The sequence below is a fragment of the Sphingopyxis sp. 550B genome (genome assembly GCF_057401805.1).
In genome coordinates this window covers 384,669-404,107 of record NZ_CM171610.1, presented here as the reverse complement: position 1 = coordinate 404,107, position 19,439 = coordinate 384,669, and the positions used below count along the sequence as shown (strand labels likewise).

The following is a 19,439-nucleotide window of genomic DNA, read 5'->3' as shown; positions in this document are numbered from 1 at the left end:
AGCGATTGCTGACGGCGCGCTGACGAACGCGGGGCAGCGATCACGTCAGACAGCCGCTCCGAACAGGCCGCCCACGCCTGCCGTCAACGCCATCGCTAGAGCGCCCCAGAACGTGACGCGGACGATCGACCGCATGACCGGGGCGCCGCCCGCCTTCGCGCCAAGCGCCCCGAGCAAGACGAGGCACAGAAGCGAAACGGCGACGACGAGCGGTATCAGTTGCTGTCCCGGCGCGGCGGTGACCACCGCCAGCGGCATGATCGCCCCGGCGCTGAACGTCGCGGCGGATGTAAGTGCCGCCTGCAACGGCCGCGCCGTGGATATGTCGGAAATCCCCAGTTCGTCGCGGGCATGCGCCCCAAGCGCATCGTCCGCCATGAGCTGGTCGGCTACCTTGAACGCAAGATCGGGGTCCAGGCCGCGCGCCATATAGATATCCGCCAGTTCCTGCCGTTCGAATCCGGGCTGCGTGGTTAGTTCCGCCGTTTCGCGGGCGAGGTCCGCCTTCTCGGTATCGGCCTGCGAACTGACCGAGACATATTCGCCGGCGGCCATCGACATGGCGCCGGCGACAAGCGCCGCGATGCCGGCAACGAGGATGCCTGATCGATCCGTTCCCGAAGCAGCAACACCGACGATCAGGCTTCCAGTGGAAACGATACCGTCATTGGCGCCAAGGACGGCCGCGCGGAGCCAGCCGATACGCGATACCGCATGTCGTTCGGGATGGATGTGCAAGCGGGTCATGGGTTCTCCAGCCAAGGGTCGGCACAAGACCATGACCGCATTTGCTGACCAGTTCCTGACGCAATGCTGTTTCCGGCGCTAATTGAAATGGAAAGGCAGGACGAAATCGAGCTTTTCCGCATCGAGGCTTTCTGGCGGGCGCGGAAAGGGCGCCGCCAGGCGAACCGTGCGAAGGGCGAGCCGGTCAAGTTGTGTATTGCCGCTGGATTGCGCGAGCGAGAGTCCGCGCAAGGCGCCATCAGGACCGATGGAAAAATTAATCAGCGCCTCGCCTTCAAGATGGAGGCCCGCCGGGCGTCGGGCGGCAATCCATTCCCACAACCGTCGAAGATAGGCCGCACGCGCGGCGCTGAGCGTTGATGACGCAGTCTGCGGCGAAGCAGGTTGGGGAAGCGGCATGTCGACGTTCATGCGGGCAGGCAAAGGCGACGGTGCGACAGGTAGCGTCAAGGCAGCCTGATCGGAGGCGGGCCGATCGGGCGACGCCTGCGGCCCTTGCCCCGCGCGTGTCGCTGGAGTTGTATTGGGGGGCGTCAGCTGATTTGCCGGTCTGGGGGCGGCATTCGGTCGGCGGACAGGCGGTTGTTCGGTTTCGAGCGAAGGCAGCGCCATGACCGTGACCGTGAGGAGTTCCTCCCGCCTTTCGGGGACAAGACGCGGACTGTGACTCCATAGGCTATAGACCGCAAGAACACTCGCATGTAGCACAAGCGACACGAGGAACCCGAAAGCCCTCGTATCGCTCGCCTGGGTCAGCCGATATGCCGGACTAGCGGCCATGCCTCAGAATTTCGAAGTAAGGCCGATGTTGAAGGAGCGGCCTCGACCAGGCACCGGCCGCAAGTCGCCGGTCGCCTTGTAATCGCCGAGCGACATGCCGCCCAGTGGCAGATCATACCCCTTGTCGAACAGGTTCTGAACGTCCAGGCCCAGCCGGTACTTACCCCAAGAATAGCCGGTCCGAAGATTGACGAGCGCATAGTCGTCCGTTCGGGGCTCTTTGCGCGTGGCGTCGACCCGGTTCTTGTCCGCCACGACCGCCAGTTCGACCGCGCTCTCCCAGCCCCCGAGCCTATGCTCCAGCGCAAACGTCGCGTTGAACGGCATCTGATGATAGAGCGACCCGCCGTCGTCCAGATTACGCCCGCGCAGCCAGCTTGCCGTTGCGGTCAGTTTCGCCGTGCCAGCCGATGACGACTGCCATAGCGCAAGCGATCCCGAGACATCGACGCCATATAGCTCGGCTTCGCGGTTGGCGAACCGAAGCTGCACGAACCCCGTCGGCGTGCCCATCATATTGGTGAAATCGGCCAGTTTCACGACATCGATATAATCATGGACGCGCGTGTAATAGGGCGCGATCCTGAGCGTCCAGCCATTGGCGCCGGCGCCTTTCAGACTGACTGCGGCACTTATCGTATCGGCCCTTTCGGGCTTCAGGGCGGGATTGCCGACATAGCCGTTGCCATCACCGAACCAGCCGATCATCCGGCTCGACATCGAACCGCGTCCCCAGCTGTAGCGTTCATAGACGTTGGGTGAGCGGCTCTTGCGCGCATAGCCCAGTTCGAGCGTCGCCTGATCGCTCGGCGCATAGCGGACAAGGGCCGTGGCGCTCCAGTTGCTGTCATCCCGCTTGCGATCCGCGGCGTTGAACGCGGTGGCCGCCATCGCGTCAGCCATATTCATCATCGAGGTGGAATAGGGTTGGACCTCGCCGGTGTTCATCCAGACCTGATCGTTGCGGAGGCCGACCAAGGTGGTCAGTTGCGGCGTCCACTTGGCCTCCCATTCGGCAAAGGTGCCAAGCCGGTCACGCTTCGCACCGTTCACATTGATATAGGTATTCGGCCCCATCATCATGTGGCCCGCGACCGCCGGCCAGTAGTCATTGAGCCATTGGTGGTGGAATTCGCTCCCGAGACGCAGCGTGTCGCGATTGGACAGCATAATGTCGCCCTTGAGCGTATAGCCGGCGCTATGAACCTCGGTGTTCATGGGCATACCGTCGCGCGACATTCCTCTCGACCGCTTGCGCCTGTCGCAGTCCAATGTGCGGCGCGTGAAGGCAGGCGTATCGCTCGATACGCTGGCGGCGGACATCGCCCGCCGCGGATTGCTCCAGAGCCTCAACGTGCGGCCGCTGCTCGATGGCGAAGGGCAGGAAACGGGGCAGTTCGAAATTCCGGCCGGAGGCCGGCGCTTCCGCGCGCTCGAACTGCTGGTGAAGCAGAAAGGCGGCTCCCTTCAAGCGCAACGAGCGCATGATCGACGCCATGCCCGCCGGGCTCATCGTCTTCTCGGGCACCGGCATCCAGGACAATATCGTCGGCAAGGCGCGGGCGTTCGGCATCCCCGTGTGGGATTTCCGCATCCGCGAAGCGCCATGAGGTTTCGATCTGGACCCGACCATGCTTGCCATCGGGCGAGCTTGTGACCACAGAAGGAAGGAACGATGCGTACCGATCTCGATCATCTTCCGGCCAACAAGCAGCGCGAGCTCGAGCGCGTAAAGGCGATCATCTTCGAAGAATTCGAAGATGCCGTCGCGCTTTCGACGATGGGCTGGAAGAAAAAGGGCCGGATCGACAAGATCATCCTCTACGGCAGCTATGCCCGCGGCGGCTGGGTCGACGAGCCGCACACGGCGAAGGGCTATCGCTCGGACTTCGATTTGCTGATCATCGTCAACGACAAGCGCCTGACCGACAAGATCGACTTCTGGTCGAAACTCGAGGACCGCCTGACCCGCGAACTTGCGATCGACAAGACACTGCACACACCGGTGAATTTCATCGTTCACACCCTGCAGGAGGTGAACGACGGGCTGGCGCACGGGCGCTATTTCTTCATGGACGTCGCGCGCGACGGGATCGCGCTCTACGAATTTGACGATAAGGAATTGCACACGCCGAAGCCGAAGACGCCTGAGCAGGCGTTGGCGATGGCGAAGGAATATTTTGAGGAGTGGTTTCCGGCAGCGATGAAGCGCTTCGGCGGAGCGAAATATTATCGCGAACAAGGCCACTTCAAGGATGCTGCCTTTGACACCCATCAAGCCGTCGAGCGCCTGTATCATTGTGTCTTGCTGGTCTGCACCTTCTACACACCGCACGTTCACAATCTCGGCTTTTTGCGGACGCAAGCAGAGCGGATCGACATGCGGCTCGTGGATGCGTGGCCCCGCACGTTAAAGGCTGACCGTGCGCGCTTCGAGAAGCTGAAGGAGGCTTATGTGAAGGCCCGCTACTCGAAACATTATCGCATCAGCGAGGCGGACCTGCTGTGGCTCGCTGCGCATGTCGAGGAGCTCGGCCGCGCGGTGCATGCGATCTGTTCCGAGCGCATCGCCGAACTGGAGGCCCGTATTCCGACGGCCTGATGTGGAGTGGCTACCCTTGGCAGGGCCTTGGGGACGCTCCTTCCTTCGTTCGCGTGACGCCGGGGTGGAAGGGTCCTATTTCGTGTTGCGCTGCAACGCTTGTTATTGATTTGTTCGCTTGTCTATCCTATGTGGGCATCAATCGCACCCGCCCGGCCTCTGTCCGCAAGGATATGCACACTGGGCGGGTCTTTTATTTTGGGCGCCATTGACGCATGACGACGGTCAATGTCACGCGCCTATTCCAAACCGACTCTCACCTACACGCAGCAAATCGCTCACCTCCGGGCAAATGGCATGATCGTTGCCGACGAGCCGGCGGCCGAGGCGTGGCTCCGCCATGTGAGCTACTACCGGCTGAGCGCCTACTGGCTCTATTTCGAACATCCGAAGGGACAGGTGGGGCCGCGCTTCCTTCCGGGCACGACATTCGAACGCGTCACCGCCCTCTATGATTTCGATCGGCTACTCCGGCGCCTCTTGATGCGCGGCACCGAGCATGTCGAAGTGGCATTGCGCGGAAGCTGGGCTTATCATCTGGCTGGGCTTGGCGATGGACACAGCTATCTCGACGCCAGTCTTTATAGCGACCGCACCGACTATCACCTTCGCCTCTCGAAACTGGCTGGCGAAGTGGGGCGTTCGAACGAGACCTATATCAAGCATTATCGGCAAAACTACGATCTGCCAGCATTGCCGCCGGTCTGGATGGTCGCAGAAATGATGTCCTTCGGTCACCTTTCGCGCTGGTATTCGAGCCTCGCAGACCGCGCTCTTCGAACGCGCATCGCCGCGCCCCTTGGTCTTCCGGAGACCGTTCTCGTGCCCTTGGTCCGCCATGTGACCGACATCCGTAATATCTGCGCGCATCACGGCCGGCTGTGGAACCGGGGCTTCCTTACGCCTCCGAAGCTCGCGCAAAAGCCCAAATCCCTACAGGCGACCATCGACCAGAATGCCACTCAGGCACCGGCGAAGCTTTACAACGGCATCTGCATGATCGGCCACGTCATCAATACCGTGGCGCCGGACTCGACCTGGCTTGCCGATGTGGCGGCGCACATCGCGACCCATCCCGAGGGCGATATACGATCGATGGGTTTTCCCGCGAACTGGCTGCAGCGGCCACTTTGGCAAGTTTGATGGGCAAGACGACTGGTCGGCTTTGCGCCTGTTGTCGGCCATTCCTGCCGCGATGTGCCAATGCCCGGAAGCGGTCATTCGACTGACACTCAGACTACAGCTACTCTGCGCCCGATGCAGGTCGTTCCGGCGACGATCTCCCCAACCGTCTAAGCGACCATTCGACGAAGGGCAGATCGGGATCTCCGCATGCTCATTGCTGCGTTGACCTCTTCTCAGATGCAGGCGCCATAGGTCACCTTGTTGTCGAAGCCATAATACCAGTATCGCTTGCCCTGTTTGCCGTTGCTCGCCGTGCAGCGGCTGTAGCCTGAACGGGCGCCGGTCGCTCCCGGATTGGTATAGGAACTACTACTATTATCGGCTGCCGGGCGCGCCGGTGAAGGAGTGGCCGCCAGCCCGGACCGCCGCGTCATTTCATTGCGCGCCGACTGCGCCGCGGAACTGTTGCCGAGCATTCGCGCGATGGCCGGCAGATCCTGTTGGCGCACGTAGGTCATCTTGCCTGCCGCCGCGACCCGGCCGACCGCATATTCGATGACGGCGGGCGCCCGCGATTCTTCGAGTGCGTGGATCACCGCTCCGCCCCAATTCCCCTGGTCGATGCCATTGTCGACATAGAGCATGTGAACGGCGCTCGCCGCGCCATAGCGCACGGCCCGCTCCTTCATCTTCCGCGCGCGCGGGACTTCACTGCACGCCTTGGTCGTCCCCAGCCGGCAGGCCCGGTCGAAGGCAAGCAGATAGTCGTCGGCATATTGGCCGAGCGCCGGGTCGGGCAGTTCCTGCACGGCGATCATCAGGTTGAAGCATCCGGCCAGCATATCGCCCTCGCACGCCTTGTGGCCGAACGGGATGGACGCGACGAGGTTGCGCGCGGGCGAGGCCTTGTGCGTCAGCAGTTGCGACATCGCGTGGCACGACCGCGCGTCGCCCAAGGCGCAACCGCGTTTGCCGGGGATCGCCACCGCTGCCCAATCGGTATAAGGCGGCAAGCCTTCCGCCAGGCCGCTCGCGACGAGCGCGACATCGCCGCACATGGGGGCTCCGGTCGGCGTTTGGCATGCTGCGGTCGAAATTTCGACAAATCGGGGCAAGTTGAACGTCGGCTTGGCTTTCTCCACCAACAGCTTTGTCACCAGCATGCAACTGTCTTTGTCGCCGCCGCGGCACAACGGCTCGGCGATCCGAAGCGATCCGACATAATCGCTGCGCTCGAAAAGGGTCTGCGCCTGGCCGATGTCCTGAGCTTGGGTCGGCTGGGGCAGGCAAGCCAGAAGAGCCAGAAAGGAAAATGGGCTGGTCAATCGCATTTCGTTCTCCATCTTTACCGGGGCCGTCGTGAGCCTGAGCGTTGCAGGCCTTGTCGATCATTCGAACTTGTCGCGATGCCCGCGCTTGATCAGATCCGCCATTTCCGGCGTTAGCTTTCGCATCGCCTCGGCTTTCTTTTCATAAGCATAGGCGCTGGGCACTTCGACACGCCCGTTCGTGGTCCCGCGGCCGGCGCGGTACATTGCCGCGGCCTGCACCGCCCCGTCGAGTTCGCCATGGTCGGCGGCGCGCTTGAACATTTCCAGCGCCAGCGCCTCATTCTTCGTCACGCCGCGGCCGTCGCGCAGCGCATAGCCCGCCGACAGTTCGGCGGGGCCGTATCCCTTGAGCGCGGCCTTCGCGATATATTCGAAACCGCGCGCGTGATCGGCGGGGAGCTTGCGGCCGGACAACAGTTCAAAGCCCAGATCGTTGGCGGCGAGCACGCTGCCGTTGGTCACCGCGCGGTCCATGTAGAAGATATATTTGTCATAATCGCGTAGCACTGCGCCGCCGCCGTCATTCCTGCCGGTGAAATAGAGCGAGGCGAGCTTGCGGCTGGCCAGATTGTCGCCGCGTCCCGACAATTCGGTCAAGATCGCGATCGCCTTTGCGGTGTTACGGGGGAGCAGATAGTCGCCCGCAAGCGATCGCCACTGGGGTTCTTGTTCCTTGGTTATGCCGATCCCGGCTTTCCACGGATATTGCACCCCGGTCAGATAGTTCGCGGCCAGCATATGGGCTGCGGCATCGCCCGGTCGCAGCCGGACGGGTGTGGCATATTCGATGGCCTTGGCCAAAACTCCGGTCTTTTCCGTCCGATAGGCGATCGAAACTTCGCCCGGACCCTTGTCGAACAGTCCGGCGGCCTTAAGTTTCGGGAAATCAAATTTCAGTTCGCCCTTGTCCTCGCAGAAACTGCAATAATTCGGGTCGAGCGCGATCCGCAGATAGCCGACCACGGCTTCGCGATTGCGGAGTGCGGCGCCCTTTTCATAATAGGATAGCGCCTCGCCGCGATCGCGCGCGCGGAACATCTTCCAGCTGTCATCGGGCGATTCCGCGATTTCCCCCACGCGCGCGAAGGCGAGGCCTTCATTCTGTTCCATCGCGAGCGAGTAATATTTCAGCATCTGCTGCTGGATCTTTTCGCGCGACCAGGATTCGCCGAGCAGATCGGCGCGCATCTTGTCGCCGAACGCAACCTGCGCCGAGGCACTGCCACCGTCGGCGCGCGCTTTGAGTGCCTGGACTTCGGGATTGGCGAACCAGGCTTTCACCCGCGCCTCGGATGCGGCGAGCGCTTCCTTGGATTCCGCGGCGAGGCCGCCCGCCAGATCGTCGAGACCGCCGCTTTGGGCATGGGCCGGTCCAGCGAGCGTCGTCAGCGCCAGAAGCAGGCCGAGGGCCGGGGAGGTGGAAGGAAAGGACATGCTCATGCTCCGGATTGGGCTGGAGTGTTGGTGAGGGTACAGGCTTGCTTGTGGCCAAGCTGGCAAGCCTTGCGATGCGCGGTCGCGGCCGCATCGGGATCGCGGATATGGTCCGGCCCCTTGGTCAGCAGTTCGCCCAGATTGAAACAGCCGCTGTGGCTGTCGAGCGCGCAGGCTTTGCGCAGCAATGTCCCCGCTTGCGCGAAATCCGCCGGGCCGTTCATGCCGTTCATCAGCATGACGCCCATATTGTCGCACGCATTTCCGGCGCCGACGGTGCAGGCGGCGTCGAGCAGCGTGGCCGCGCGCCGAAGGTCGCTTGGTCCCGCTTCGCCCACCATCAGCATATAGCCAAAGTTGGTGCAGCCATCGACGCTGCCGGCGGTGCAGGCGGCGTCAAAGATTCCGCGCGCCGAGGGCAGGTCACGGGGGCCGCCTTCGCCAAATTTCAGCATCACCGCGTGGTTGTTGCAGGAAACGGCGATGTTGCCGTCGCACCCCTTCGCGAACAGGGTGCGCGCTTCGGCGACCTCCCCCATGTCCGCCGCCTCGTAATAGAAGAGCAGGCCCAGATTATAGCAGGCATTGGCATATCCGCCATCGCAGGCGCGCCGGTAATTGCGTACCGCCGATTCCCTGTCGGCCGGTCCCCCGATGCCCTTTTCCAGCATCGCGGCCAGGAAGTTGCAGCCTTCGTCGCTTCGCTCCGCGCAGGCTTTGGCCGCGAAACGGCGGGCGGTCAGGTCATCCTTGATCAGTTTCTTGCCCTCATACAGCCTGATCGCCTGCTTCAGGCACGACGCGGCATCACGGTCGACCTCGCAGGCCTCAACCAGATCAACGACCTCGGCGGGCGGGGGTGTGTCTGCCGCAAGCAAGGGCAAGGGCGCCATCGCGCAGGCCAGCGCGAGCAAAATGCATGATCGGATCGTCATCGTTCGATGTCCCTTGTCATCTTCAATCGATCGGGCGCGGGACCGTGGCCCAGGCGATCGCCTCGCGGAGGTGACCCAGCGTGAACTTCACTGCCTTTGGGGACACTCCGCCACCTTGGAAAAGCAGCCATTTTCCTTCGTCATTCTGCCAGGCAATCTGGACAGCCGCCGTATCCGGCTTGCCGTTCAGCGTGGCGAGCGACGTCTTTTCGAATTGGAAACGCGACGAACCCATGCCTTGCGACCCGTCACCCGCCAGTTTCGAAAAGGGGATGACGGCGCCATCGTCCAGCCGCAACTGGACGGCAGGGGCATTGCCTTTCAGCTTGATGGTCCAGCGCCCCTTCTGGCTGAACCGAAGGTCGCCCTGCGGATCGCGGAACAGCCCCGGATTGGTCAGGCTGATGAAGGCCGTATCGGCATCGCCGCGTTCGACCAACCGATAGACGTTGATCCCGTCGCGCCCGAATGACCCCGTGAAGATGCCCCGCCGCAGACGCCACGGCCCCATTTCCTTCGCGACGACAATGGACCGATACTTGGCGGCGAGCGACGAACCGGGGCTTTTCACCGTGGCATTGCCGCCCGTCACCCGCGCATGATCCTCCACATGCCACAGAAAGTCGAAGCCAGCCTGCAGGAAGCGCGATTCCTTTGCGTCGCGCGCGCAATCCGCATCGACGAGCCCCGCAAACATCTTTTGCATCGACTCGAACGACGCGCGGTCCGTGACGAGGTGATGGCGCGCCGCCATTTCGGCGACGATGGTCCAATCGGCGCGGGGAAGCTTATCGGCCAGCCCGACACGGCATTCGCCCGGATCGCCGCTCATTGCCGCCGGCGCCGCCTCTATGGCATGAACGATCAACCGGGCGGTGTTGATGAGGTTCCATTGCTGGCCGTGCGCCTGCTGCGACAGGCATCCCTTTGCCCATTCCTTCTCTGCTTTCGGTGCGTGGTTGAGCGAGGTGAACACCTCTTTCTTGGTTGCGCGCGACAGGTCGCCGGACAAGGCGTCGCGCAGCACGATCAGGGCGCGATACTCACCGGCATCGAGCAGGTCGCAGCGTTCGTTGGCTCCCAGTGCATAGGTGGCGAAGCCATAATATTGCGCCATCGAGCGCAGTTTTTCCTCATTGTTCTGCGCCTGTGCGCCCGTGGATGCCACCAGCGTGGCGGCAGCAGCGAGAACGACCGGAATGCGCGACAGGAGTTTGCGAATTTTCATGGAACTGGCTGTCCGCCTTTCAAACCGGTGAAGTGGGGGTAGAAGCGCCCGCGCTGCAGGCGCCGGCGCTGCCCAGTCGGCAGGCACGCTGGCGCAGCGCGCCGGGGCTTTGGTCGGGGCGCATCGGCGCCTCGCCGCCTTCGACGATGGTCGCCAGCGTTTCGCAAGCCTTGGCCCAGCCAAGATCACAGGCATGAGCGACCAGTTCGACCGCGCGCTTCTGATTGACGGGGCCGCCGACACCTTTTTTGTGCATCACGGCGAAGGCGAAACAGGCCTGCGCTACCGCGCCGTCGCAGCCCGCGCGCAGGAAGCGGCGCGCCGCGCTATCGTCGCGCGCGGCAATCGGGCCGTTCGAGTAAAACAGCCCCAAATTGGCGCAAGCGATGCCGACGCGATCGGCGCACGCCTGTTCGAGCGTTGCCAGCGCGCCGGTCGCCTGCTTTGGGTCGCCGCCGCTCAGCAGGACGTCGAGCAGTGCGGCGCAGCCGTCGGCGCGGGCGGAACGGCAATGGGCGGACGCTTGATCGGCGGGCTGGATACCATCGTCCGTGGGCGCCGTCGTCGGCAGGCAGCCAGGTCGGGCTTCACGCGCGCAGACCTTGGCAGCATAGCGATGGACGGCGTCCATGTCCGCGCCACCGCGCTCCTCGGCGCGCAACAAGGCTGCACCGTCGTGGCACGCGCCACGGTCCGGCGCGGCGCGGCAATCTTCGCCCATCTGCGACAGCGCGATCGCGACAAAGCCTTCCTTGCCCGTCGCGCGGGCGGAGGTCTTCGCCAATGCCGCTCCCATTTTTGCGCAGGCAAAATCGCTTCCCGCGAGGCACCCCGCCGCCAGATCGCGCGCCGTGTCCATCAGCGCCTCGGCACCTTCCGCGCGGTCCAGCTTGGCGAGCCCCGCCATGGTGCACGACGGCGCCAGCCCCATTTCGCAAGCACGCGCGAAACCGTCGATGGCCAGCGTCATGTCGCCCCGCCGTTCCGCCGCCAAGGAGAATTGGTGCAACGCGAACGGATCGGCCACCTCTTCGGCTGCCGCCGGGGCCATCATGACGCCTGATATGAGCAGCGTAACCGCCGCGACCAGCCATACGCTGATATCGCGTCGATCCGATAATGCCTTCCGCCAATGAAACCCCGCGCCCGTGGCTGTCCGCTTGTGCCGATCAAAAATGATTGGGCTTCCCCCTGAAATTTCCCACCGTTTCAAAGCCATCGATAGCTGCGCTCGGCTTCCGAACGCTTGGCGAAACCCGACAGTGCAGCCGCTGGGTGGCGATCGCCTTGATGTCTGGCGGCGGTGCCCCTGCCCCGAAGGGACCGAAACACCGCCGGCTGACGACCGTGGGTCGCAGATCGCCGTCAGCGATTGCCGTTAGAGCCGAAACCCGCGTGCGCTTCATCCTCCAGATGGAGGAAAGGGAGCGATTTTTCGATCAGTTCGGGGTGGTTGCGCCGATCCGGGCGAGCAGCCCGGCCAGGTCGGATTGCCGCGATGCACCCGTCTTTTCGAGCACGCTGCGGATCTGGCTGCGCACTGTACTGATGGCGACGCTGCCCGACGCGGCGATTGCTTCGGGCGTGTCGCCGCGCGCGATGCCGCTGGCCACGCGCGCTTCCGAAGGGGTCAGGTCGAAAAGCGATTTCATCAGCGTTGCCGACGGCACACGATCCGACACGACCGGCACCAGCAGCAGCAAGGCATAGGAATCGCCGAAAACATCGTGTGCGCCGCGCCGGATCGGGATCAGATGCGCAACCTGTTGCGGGTCTCCCGCCGCGTCGCGCACCGGAAACGAGCGTGCGCTGGCTTCGGGCGCCGCGGTCAGGGATGCGAGCGCGTCGTCGAGCAGGGCATCGGCCTGCCGATCCGCCAAACGCAGGCGGCCGTGGGCGCCCCAAATGACAAGCGAGGACACATCGGTGCCGAGCGGGCTGACCTCGACCATTTCGCCCCCGGCGCGCAGCAGAAAGGCCGGCAGTTGCAGCGCGGCCAGCGCCTCGGCGGCGCCCTGCGCGCGCTTGTGCTGCATCCGCGCGCTGACGAGCGCGCTGCGCGCCAGATGCGGGCGCAGCATGTTGAGTCGTGCCACGCTGTCCGCCGCCACCGGGCCGTCCGAAAAGGCGCGCTCGACGCTGAAAACGATATTGTCGCCGGTCGACACCTGAACCCCGGTCCCCGCCGACCATCCCAGCCCGCGCGGTCGAAAGAAATCGCGATAGACCGGATCTGCATCGATTTCCTCGTCGCTCCAGAAATCATGCTCGACGAAAAAGGACGGCTCCTCGCGGCCCATCAGGCAGACGCGCCGGCTGCATTTACCGAACCATCCTTCCTCGACATAAGCGGCAAAGATGTCGGCAACACGGTCGGAGGCGGTCCAATTCAGCGCCTTGCGCGCCGAAAAGAGAAGGCCACCTGCCGATCCCGCGAGCGCCGCCACCTCGTCGAGAACCCCTGGCCAAGCCTCGGGCACCACCGAGCATTCGTAAATCCGATCGACGAGTCCGTCCTGCATTGATCCCCCTCACGCTAACGATTCATTTTCGCTACCTTCGACCAAATGGCAAGACTACGGATCGTTTACGGACCTTGATTGATCGCCCGGCGAAAGCAGCGCGAACGGCCTTTTTCTGGAGCATTGTGCGACAAGCGGACGATCCGCTACCGTTGAGAGTTTCAGACGCCGCGAGGCGTCAGAAAGTCTTCGATGCCCGAACCGCGGGGTTCCTGGGCTGAGCTATGGGGAAAGCGGTTTTGCGCGCGGCCCGGTGCGGCTGACGGTTGCCGAAAAGCAGGCGCATCTGAGAAGGGACCGTCTGGATATGGGCCGCGAAAGCGGACGCTGAAAAGCGGACGGGCGGATTTTGGGCGTGCGATGTCCGCTTATGGGCAGCACCTGCGCGAGCGGGTCTGCTTCCAGGCGCGGGTGTGCCCTGAATAAAGAAGGCGATGGGCCGTGCCGGGTCACGGTGCGTGTCTCCCGGATGGGAGCGCTGTGGGCGGCGGCGCGCGGGGCTGATATCGGCGCTCGAAGACCTCGATGATGATCATCGTGCCGCCGCAGCACGGGCAGGTTGGCTGGGGCTGGGGCTCGTCGGTCGGTTCCTCGGTCGGGGAAGGCGCGACATCGAGGAGGCGGCGGGCGCGTTCGAGATGATCCTTGCGCCTGGCGCTGGCGAGCAGGCCATAGTGGCGGATGCGGTGGAACCCGCGCGGCAGGGCGTGGAGGAGAAAGCGGCGGATGAACTCGTCGGCGGCGAGCGTCATGACCTGCTGCCGTCCCGCACCGGACTTGCGATAATCCTTGTAACGGAAGTGATCTGCCCCCTTCTGAGTGGTCCAAAATTGATGATATTTTGGACGACGAAGGAGATACGGAATGCCGAGCAAGAAGCATCGCCCGGAAGAGATTATCGGCAAGCTGCGTGAAGCGGAGGTTGTGCTGGCGCAGGGGGCGACGACGGCTGAAGCATGTCGGCGGATCGCGATCAGTGAGCAGACCTATTATCGGTGGCGTAAGGAATATGGTGGCCTGAAGACCGATCAGGCGCGTCGAATGAAGGATCTGGAGAAGGAGAATGCGCGGCTTCGTCGTGCGATCTCGGATCTGACACTCGACAAGCTGATATTGCAGGAAGCTGCCCGGGGAAACTTCTGAGCCCCGCGCGCCGAAGGCGCTGTATCGACCACATCAGAAGGATGATGCCGGTGTCCGAGCGGCGGCTCTGCCGCGTGCTCGGGCAATACCGATCGACACAGCGCAAGGCGCCTCGCGGGGCGGATGACGAAGCCGCTCTCACCGAGGATATCATCGCGCTGGCCCGGCAATATGGTCGCTATGGCTATCGCCGGGTGACGGCGTTGCTGCGCGATGCGGGGTGGCATGTGAACCGCAAGCGGGTCGAGCGCATCTGGCGGCGCGAGGGGCTCAAGGTGCCGCAAAGGCAGCCGAAGCGCGGGCGGCTGTGGCTGAACGACGGATCGTGCATCCGGCTCCGGCCGGAATATCCCGGGCATGTCTGGTCCTACGACTTCGTCGAAGGGCGGACCCACGATGGTCGCAAATATCGGATCCTGTCGATCATCGACGAGGCGAGCCGGGAGTGCCGGCGCTGCCGGTCGCGCGCAAGCTCAGGAGCGATGACGTGCTGGCGGCACTCTCCGAGCTGTTCGTCACGCGTGGGCCGCCGGCGCATATCAGGTCGGACAACGTCCTATGTTGGGAAGGCGCAGCGGGAAAATGCCAGCAGGTCTCGTTGCGCCGAGTGTGATCGGCGCTGATGATTTTATGATCCAGATGGCTTCCATCGTCAAGGAAGGCGCTCTCGGCCATAGCAAACACAGGATCCATCGATCATCGGGATCGTGGTCCTCACCGTCCTTAAGATGAGATACGCATGCCAGATGGAAGGCCCGAACATTATCTACAGGGTCGCCGTAGCGCCCTCACGGCACAGCAGAGAGGGGTCCTTCCATCTGGTGTCCGCCCGTTCGACGAACGGGCGGTACTCGGTTCCCGTCTTGATGACGGCGTGCACGACGCGCGCCATCTTGGCGGTGAGAGCGGTCATCGCCTTGCGGCGGCGATCGGGGTCGTCGGCATGGCCATCGACATAGCGGGAGAGCTTGTCACGGAAGCTGTTGTTGGGTTGTCGGATCGCGACCTGCGTGGCCATCCAGAAGGTGCGTCGCAGCCGGGCATTGCCGTACTTTGATAGCTTCGTCCGCCCCCGAAATATCCCTGACTGGTAGGTAGCGAGGTCGAGGCCGCAGAACTTGAGGAACTGGCGATGGTGGCTGAACCGGCGCAGATCGCCGGCCTCGGCCAGGATCGTCAGGGCGTTGATCGGACCGATACCGGGGATCATGCGCAGGAGCTGATAATCGCTGTTCGTCGCCAGCGCGTCATGGGCGATCCGTTCGATCTCGTTACGCTGCTGAATCAGGGTGCGCGCCTGGGCGATGACCATGCGGAACATGGCGACCGCCGTGGAATCTTCGTCGATCGGCAGCGCGATCGATGCACAGGCGGTCTCGTAAATATCGTTGACCACCCGGGCCTTGGAGACCTTGCGACCGATCAGCGGCCAAGCCTGTTCGGTGAACGCCTCGCGTCCGATCGAGGTGATGCTGCCCGGCGTCGGGAAGCGTTCGATCAACGCCAGGAACCAGTCGGACCGGCTGTTGCCGGCGAAACGCTCGATCTCCGGAAAATACAGTGGCAGATAATGCGTGAGGATCCGATGCCAGGTCTGGGTCTTCGCCTTCGATATGGCTTCATGCGTCTTCGACATCTCCTGCAGATCGTTGATCCCTGCCGCCAGCGGATCGACATAGCGCTGGGTCGCGCCGATCTTCAGCATGTGCAGGATGACTTGCGCGTCCTTGGAATCATTCTTGTCCCAGCCATTGTGCAGCGCTTCGCGTGTCCGGGCCAAGGCGACCGACGAAATCAGGCGCAGTTCGCACCCGGCGGACAGCAATCGATGCGCCAACGTGCGGTGATAGTTGCCGGTTGCTTCAAAGCCGACGATCACGGGCCTACCGATGGCCGTCAGATCGTCCGCCAGCCGGTCATAGTCCGCCTTCGTCGCCATGACGGTCATACGGCGTCGGCGGCCGCCCTCCGGTCGTTCGAGGAGAACCTCCTGGCGGTGCTTCGACATATCGATGGCTACCAGGACGGCGTCGGGTGGCGTAGAATACAGCTTGGTCATGATCGGTCAGCCTCCAAAGAGTTGTGTCGACAACATCTCTTTAGAGACCTGCTGGCCGGTCATGACTGCCTTGATGAAGCCGGCGGGCGCTACGCGCCCTTGTCTCCATCAAGGCATCGCGGCCCTTCGAAAGGCTGCTTCCCAATGTGCTATGGTCCGGAGTTTATCGCGACGGCGGTGCAGCAATGGCTCGCCCAGATCGGCGTGAAGACGCTCTACATCACGCCCGGATCGCCATGGGAGAATGGCTATTGCGAAAGCTTCAACGGGTCGCTGCGCGATGAACTGCTCAACGGCGAAATCTTCTACTCGCTCGCCGAGGCTCGTATCCTGATCGAGGCGTGGAGGCGTCATTACAACACCGTCCGGCCGCACAGCTCGCTGGGATATCGACCACCGGCGCCAGAGGCTGTTCCATCGCCAGTGTCGCCCTCCGGTTCCGCTTCGCTCCACCTACGGCCAACACTGGCGATGGAGGCGTCAATGCACTAACAATCCGATCGGACCACTCGGTGGGGGCCGGTCAAAAATCGGTTCTCATTTCCAAATCCTCCTGATTGAAGCAATTCGGGCATGAGATGCGCCGGGACTCAGAGCCGGCGCTCTCTATGTCCTGAGGACACGGAAAATCCCGCGTCCGGGGAAAAGTTAGGAAAGCCGTTTTACCGTTTCAAGAGTGTGGGCGCCGCTCGGAATGTCGGCGATGGGTCGCGGCAGCAAGCGAAGTTTCCGCATCCCGGGGGGCTGCCGGGAGGCGGGAAACGGTATCCAGTCTGCCCCTTGGTGCAGCTTGGCGGCGAAGGGCAAGTCGAAGACATGCGATCGACGCCGCGCGGCATGGTTGCCGCGAGGCATCCTGACCGCGGAGATTGCAATGACTGTCGAAGGGCCTCTGGCAACGCCTGAAATCGGGAACTGTTACGGAGAGGCGGAGCTCGCCCGTCTTCCGGCGGCGCACCCCGCCGTGACGGCCGACCGGATCGGCGTGCTGCTCGTCAATCTTGGCACGCCCGACGCGCCGACGAGCCGCGCGGTACGGCGCTATCTCGCGGAATTTCTCTCCGACCGGCGCGTGGTCGAACTGCCCTCGCTGATCTGGCAGCCGATCCTGCGCGGGGTCGTTCTTGCGGTTCGGCCGCGAAAGTCCGCCAAGGCCTATCGCGAAATCTGGACATCGGAGGGCTCGCCGCTCGCGGCGATCACCCGCCGCCAGGCAAAAGCGCTCCAGGCATCGCTTGGAGGTGATGCGGTGGTTGCGCATGCGATGCGCTATGGCAGCAGCCCGATCGCGGACGGCATCGACGCGCTTCTTGCGGCAGGATGTCGCCGAATTCTCGTCGCGCCTTTATACCCGCAATATTGCGCCGCGACGACCGCGAGCGTGAGCGATGCGGTCCAGGCGCATATGGCGCGCCTGCGCTGGCAGCCGGCGCTGCGCATCCTTCCACCCTATCATGATGACGATCGCCATCTCGAGGCGCTGGCGTCGTCGCTCGGACGTGCGATCGGTGGCCTCGACTTCGTGCCCGACACGATCGTTGCAAGCTTCCACGGCATGCCCGAGCGCACCTTGCATCTCGGCGATCCCTATCATTGCATGTGCCTCAAGACCGCGCGCCGGTTGGGCGAGGTTCTGGGGAAGACTGTCGTGCCGAGCTTTCAGTCGCGCTTCGGCAAGGCCAAATGGCTGACACCGGCAACCGACATGATGCTCGAGGCGCTCGGCCGCGAAGGCCGGTCGGTGGCTGTGATCGCGCCGGGGTTCGCCGCCGATTGCCTCGAGACCCTTGAGGAAATCGCTATCCGCGGCCGCGAGCAGTTCCTTGCCGCCGGCGGCCGCCACTTCGCTTATATACCCTGTCTCAACGACAGCGATGTCGGGATGGACATGCTCACCGCCCTGGTCAGGAGCGATCTTTCGGGCTGGCTTTGAGGGCTTTCGATAAGCGGGGCCGCGCTGCGCCAACAGACGTCGCGCGGCCCCGGTGATGTATCAGGCGGGAAGCAGCACGCCGTCGATGACGTGGATCACGCCGTTCGACTGGAGAACGTCGGCGGGGCCAATCTTCGCCGTGCCGCCCTTGGCGTCGTTCACATACCAGCTGCCATCCTTCTCCCAGACGGCGAGCTTGGCGCCCTGCACCGTCGTGAGCACCGCCTTGCCGCCATTGGCCTTGGCCTGCGCCGCAATATCGGTCGCGGTCAGGCGGCCCGGCACGACATGGTAGGTCAATATGCCCGTCAGCATCGCCTTGTTCTCGGGCTTGAGCAGCGTATCGACTGTGCCGGCGGGAAGCTTGGCGAAGGCGGCGTTGGTCGGTGCAAAGACCGTGAACGGGCCGGCGCCCGAGAGCGTCTCGGCGAGGCCGGCGGCCTTGACCGCCGCGACCAGTGTCGTGTGATCTTTGGAATTGGCGGCATTTTCGACGATGGTCTTGGTCTCATACATCGCGGCGCCGCCGACCATCGGGTTCTTGGCGGCCGCGATGCCGCCGGCAAGCGCGAGCGCTGCTGTAGCAAGCGAAAGCGAGATACGGGAAATAGCCATTGGTCATTCCTTTTCGAATGTTCGTCCCGGGGGGATAGGACAGGCGTGAATTTAGGCGCCCCGCCCTGCCGGGGCGACCTGTCCTTTGGGGCGGGTTCTCCGGTCCGGCAGAGGCGGCCTTCGCCGCTAGCGATATCGGCAGTTTTCCTTCCGAACCGCTGGAGGCAAACCGGCGGCAGGCTGAACCATCGACGCAGCCGGGCGAGAAGGGGGCTTGCATGCCATTCGAGGGATCGTTCGAAGACCGGCTGGCGCTACGCGACCTGCTCGACACCTATGCCGACGCGGTCAACCGGGCAGACAGCGAAGCCTGGGCCGCGACCTGGGACGAAGGCAGCCTGTGGTCGCTTCCCGGTTTCGGGATTTTCGAGGGCAAGGCGACAATCGTCGACACCTGGCGCGCGGCGATGCGCGCCTTTCCCGACATCGTCTTTCGCGCTTGGCCGGGTTTGATCGAGGTCCGTGAAGAAAAGGCGGCCATGCGGTCCTACACCGAGGAAATCTTCCTGCGAGACGGCGCGCTTCACCGGACCCTCGGCATCTATGACGACGTCTGCCGCCGGGTCGATGGCAGGTGGCTGTTTGCAGAGCGGCGGTTCCGGCCGTTGCCGCAGCTTTCAAGAACCGAGGTGCAGGCATGAAGATCCTGATCTAGGCGGTCATCGATATCGATCCCGAGGCGCGCGGAGAGGCGCTGGCCGGCGCACGCGGCTGGATCGAAGGCGCGCTCGTACAGCCAGGCTGTCTCGCTTACGACTGGACCGCCGATCCGCATGTGGCGACGCGCATCCACGTGTTCGAGGAATGGCACGGCGAAGCTGCGCTCGCCGCGCATCTGGCCGGGCCGCAGTACAGGGGAATGCTGGGGCATATCGGCGCATTTGGCGTGCGCGCGTCGTCGAGCCGCAAATTCGCGGTGTCGCGCGAAGGCCCGGTTTACAACAGCCAAGGCGTGGCAAGCGCCGGCTTCGACTAGCCGCATGAC

At 63.5% G+C, this 19,439-nt stretch carries 16 protein-coding genes and 5 pseudogenes; 9 read left to right on the top strand and 12 right to left on the bottom strand.

Annotated elements, in window-relative coordinates:
• Window positions 1-45: 45 nt before the first annotated feature.
• The 3 genes from AC2S9W_RS01915 to AC2S9W_RS01905 all read right to left on the bottom strand — a co-directional run bounded on the left by AC2S9W_RS01915 (window position 46) and on the right by AC2S9W_RS01905 (window position 2,745).
• A complete protein-coding gene (locus AC2S9W_RS01915; RefSeq protein ID WP_067111996.1) occupies window positions 46-747 on the bottom strand; it encodes a VIT1/CCC1 transporter family protein in 702 nt (233 codons plus the stop codon).
• 78 nt (window positions 748-825) lie between these two features.
• Window positions 826-1,158, bottom strand: coding sequence for an energy transducer TonB family protein (locus AC2S9W_RS01910; protein WP_255211503.1), 333 nt, complete (start codon window positions 1,156-1,158; stop codon window positions 826-828).
• A gap of 372 nt (window positions 1,159-1,530) precedes the next feature.
• On the bottom strand, window positions 1,531-2,745 hold the full coding sequence (locus AC2S9W_RS01905) for a TonB-dependent receptor (protein WP_255211502.1): 1,215 nt from the start codon (window positions 2,743-2,745) through the stop codon (window positions 1,531-1,533).
• On the opposite strand from AC2S9W_RS01905, the pseudogene AC2S9W_RS01900 reads away from it, so the two are divergent.
• The 4 genes and pseudogenes from AC2S9W_RS01900 to AC2S9W_RS01885 form a co-directional block, all read left to right on the top strand.
• Window positions 2,744-2,983, top strand: a pseudogene (locus tag AC2S9W_RS01900) (ParB/RepB/Spo0J family partition protein); the annotation flags it as partial. The gene AC2S9W_RS01905 and the pseudogene AC2S9W_RS01900 sit on opposite strands and share 2 nt — an antisense overlap.
• Window positions 2,984-3,011: 28 nt before the next feature.
• The gene (locus tag AC2S9W_RS01895) at window positions 3,012-3,137 is read left to right on the top strand and encodes a hypothetical protein (RefSeq protein ID WP_255211504.1); all 126 of its coding nucleotides are present in this window, start codon (window positions 3,012-3,014) and stop codon (window positions 3,135-3,137) included.
• 65 nt (window positions 3,138-3,202) lie between these two features.
• Window positions 3,203-4,129 carry a nucleotidyltransferase and HEPN domain-containing protein gene (locus tag AC2S9W_RS01890; RefSeq protein WP_067111991.1) on the top strand — a complete coding sequence of 309 codons (927 nt, stop codon included), beginning with the start codon at window positions 3,203-3,205 and terminating at the stop codon, window positions 4,127-4,129.
• A 297-nt stretch (window positions 4,130-4,426) separates the two neighbouring features.
• On the top strand, window positions 4,427-5,272 hold the full coding sequence (locus tag AC2S9W_RS01885) for an Abi family protein (protein WP_255211501.1): 846 nt from the start codon (window positions 4,427-4,429) through the stop codon (window positions 5,270-5,272).
• A gap of 215 nt (window positions 5,273-5,487) precedes the next feature.
• Here AC2S9W_RS01885 and AC2S9W_RS01880 read toward each other — a convergent pair whose 3' ends face one another.
• The 7 genes and pseudogenes from AC2S9W_RS01880 to AC2S9W_RS01850 form a co-directional block, all read right to left on the bottom strand.
• Window positions 5,488-6,312 (bottom strand): hypothetical protein, encoded by an 825-nt coding sequence (locus tag AC2S9W_RS01880; RefSeq protein WP_156483102.1) that lies wholly within the window; start codon window positions 6,310-6,312, stop codon window positions 5,488-5,490.
• 330 nt (window positions 6,313-6,642) lie between these two features.
• Window positions 6,643-8,019: a tetratricopeptide repeat protein gene (locus AC2S9W_RS01875; RefSeq protein WP_067111983.1), complete on the bottom strand. Its 1,377-nt coding sequence runs from the start codon at window positions 8,017-8,019 to the stop codon at window positions 6,643-6,645.
• A gap of 2 nt (window positions 8,020-8,021) precedes the next feature.
• Window positions 8,022-8,954 carry a tetratricopeptide repeat protein gene (locus AC2S9W_RS01870; RefSeq protein ID WP_067111980.1) on the bottom strand — a complete coding sequence of 311 codons (933 nt, stop codon included), beginning with the start codon at window positions 8,952-8,954 and terminating at the stop codon, window positions 8,022-8,024.
• 22 nt (window positions 8,955-8,976) lie between these two features.
• Window positions 8,977-10,269 (bottom strand): hypothetical protein, encoded by a 1,293-nt coding sequence (locus AC2S9W_RS01865; protein ID WP_156483101.1) that lies wholly within the window; start codon window positions 10,267-10,269, stop codon window positions 8,977-8,979.
• Window positions 10,202-11,236, bottom strand: coding sequence for a tetratricopeptide repeat protein (locus AC2S9W_RS01860; RefSeq protein ID WP_067111974.1), 1,035 nt, complete (start codon window positions 11,234-11,236; stop codon window positions 10,202-10,204). The genes AC2S9W_RS01865 and AC2S9W_RS01860 overlap by 68 nt, the downstream gene beginning before the upstream one ends.
• Window positions 11,237-11,621: 385 nt before the next feature.
• Window positions 11,622-12,704: a helix-turn-helix transcriptional regulator gene (locus AC2S9W_RS01855; protein WP_067111971.1), complete on the bottom strand. Its 1,083-nt coding sequence runs from the start codon at window positions 12,702-12,704 to the stop codon at window positions 11,622-11,624.
• A 449-nt stretch (window positions 12,705-13,153) separates the two neighbouring features.
• Window positions 13,154-13,504 (bottom strand): annotated as a pseudogene (locus tag AC2S9W_RS01850) (transposase); the annotation flags it as partial.
• Window positions 13,505-13,568: 64 nt separating this feature from the next.
• On the opposite strand from AC2S9W_RS01850, the pseudogene AC2S9W_RS01845 reads away from it, so the two are divergent.
• Window positions 13,569-14,400, top strand: a pseudogene (locus AC2S9W_RS01845) (IS3 family transposase); the annotation flags it as partial.
• A 209-nt stretch (window positions 14,401-14,609) separates the two neighbouring features.
• On the opposite strand, the pseudogene AC2S9W_RS01840 reads toward AC2S9W_RS01845, so the two are convergent.
• Window positions 14,610-15,906 (bottom strand): annotated as a pseudogene (locus AC2S9W_RS01840) (IS110 family RNA-guided transposase).
• 153 nt (window positions 15,907-16,059) lie between these two features.
• Between AC2S9W_RS01840 and AC2S9W_RS01835 the strand changes: the two are divergent.
• Window positions 16,060-16,398 (top strand): annotated as a pseudogene (locus AC2S9W_RS01835) (integrase core domain-containing protein); the annotation flags it as partial.
• A gap of 382 nt (window positions 16,399-16,780) precedes the next feature.
• Window positions 16,781-17,839 (top strand): ferrochelatase, encoded by a 1,059-nt coding sequence (gene hemH / locus AC2S9W_RS01830; RefSeq protein WP_082797043.1) that lies wholly within the window; start codon window positions 16,781-16,783, stop codon window positions 17,837-17,839.
• 60 nt (window positions 17,840-17,899) lie between these two features.
• On the opposite strand, the gene AC2S9W_RS01825 is transcribed toward hemH, so the two are convergent.
• A complete protein-coding gene (locus AC2S9W_RS01825) occupies window positions 17,900-18,454 on the bottom strand; it encodes a fasciclin domain-containing protein (protein WP_174521643.1) in 555 nt (184 codons plus the stop codon).
• A 218-nt stretch (window positions 18,455-18,672) separates the two neighbouring features.
• Here AC2S9W_RS01825 and AC2S9W_RS01820 point away from each other — a divergent pair, with 218 nt between their 5' ends.
• The gene (locus tag AC2S9W_RS01820; protein ID WP_067108107.1) at window positions 18,673-19,095 is read left to right on the top strand and encodes a nuclear transport factor 2 family protein; all 423 of its coding nucleotides are present in this window, start codon (window positions 18,673-18,675) and stop codon (window positions 19,093-19,095) included.
• A 20-nt stretch (window positions 19,096-19,115) separates the two neighbouring features.
• The gene (locus AC2S9W_RS01815; protein ID WP_082797044.1) at window positions 19,116-19,430 is read left to right on the top strand and encodes a putative quinol monooxygenase; all 315 of its coding nucleotides are present in this window, start codon (window positions 19,116-19,118) and stop codon (window positions 19,428-19,430) included.
• Window positions 19,431-19,439 lie beyond the last annotated feature (9 nt).

Coding starts and splice junctions, on each gene's coding strand:
- AC2S9W_RS01915 (WP_067111996.1), bottom strand. CDS start 747: ATGACCCGCTTGCACATCCATCCCGAACGACATGCGGTATCGCGTATC.
- AC2S9W_RS01910 (WP_255211503.1), bottom strand. CDS start 1,158: ATGAACGTCGACATGCCGCTTCCCCAACCTGCTTCGCCGCAGACTGCG.
- AC2S9W_RS01905 (WP_255211502.1), bottom strand. CDS start 2,745: ATGAACACCGAGGTTCATAGCGCCGGCTATACGCTCAAGGGCGACATT.
- AC2S9W_RS01895 (WP_255211504.1), top strand. CDS start 3,012: ATGATCGACGCCATGCCCGCCGGGCTCATCGTCTTCTCGGGCACCGGC.
- AC2S9W_RS01890 (WP_067111991.1), top strand. CDS start 3,203: ATGCGTACCGATCTCGATCATCTTCCGGCCAACAAGCAGCGCGAGCTC.
- AC2S9W_RS01885 (WP_255211501.1), top strand. CDS start 4,427: ATGATCGTTGCCGACGAGCCGGCGGCCGAGGCGTGGCTCCGCCATGTG.
- AC2S9W_RS01880 (WP_156483102.1), bottom strand. CDS start 6,312: ATGTGCGGCGATGTCGCGCTCGTCGCGAGCGGCCTGGCGGAAGGCTTG.
- AC2S9W_RS01875 (WP_067111983.1), bottom strand. CDS start 8,019: ATGTCCTTTCCTTCCACCTCCCCGGCCCTCGGCCTGCTTCTGGCGCTG.
- AC2S9W_RS01870 (WP_067111980.1), bottom strand. CDS start 8,954: ATGACGATCCGATCATGCATTTTGCTCGCGCTGGCCTGCGCGATGGCG.
- AC2S9W_RS01860 (WP_067111974.1), bottom strand. CDS start 11,236: ATGATGGCCCCGGCGGCAGCCGAAGAGGTGGCCGATCCGTTCGCGTTG.
- AC2S9W_RS01855 (WP_067111971.1), bottom strand. CDS start 12,704: ATGCAGGACGGACTCGTCGATCGGATTTACGAATGCTCGGTGGTGCCC.
- hemH (WP_082797043.1), top strand. CDS start 16,781: ATGACTGTCGAAGGGCCTCTGGCAACGCCTGAAATCGGGAACTGTTAC.
- AC2S9W_RS01825 (WP_174521643.1), bottom strand. CDS start 18,454: ATGGCTATTTCCCGTATCTCGCTTTCGCTTGCTACAGCAGCGCTCGCG.
- AC2S9W_RS01820 (WP_067108107.1), top strand. CDS start 18,673: ATGCCATTCGAGGGATCGTTCGAAGACCGGCTGGCGCTACGCGACCTG.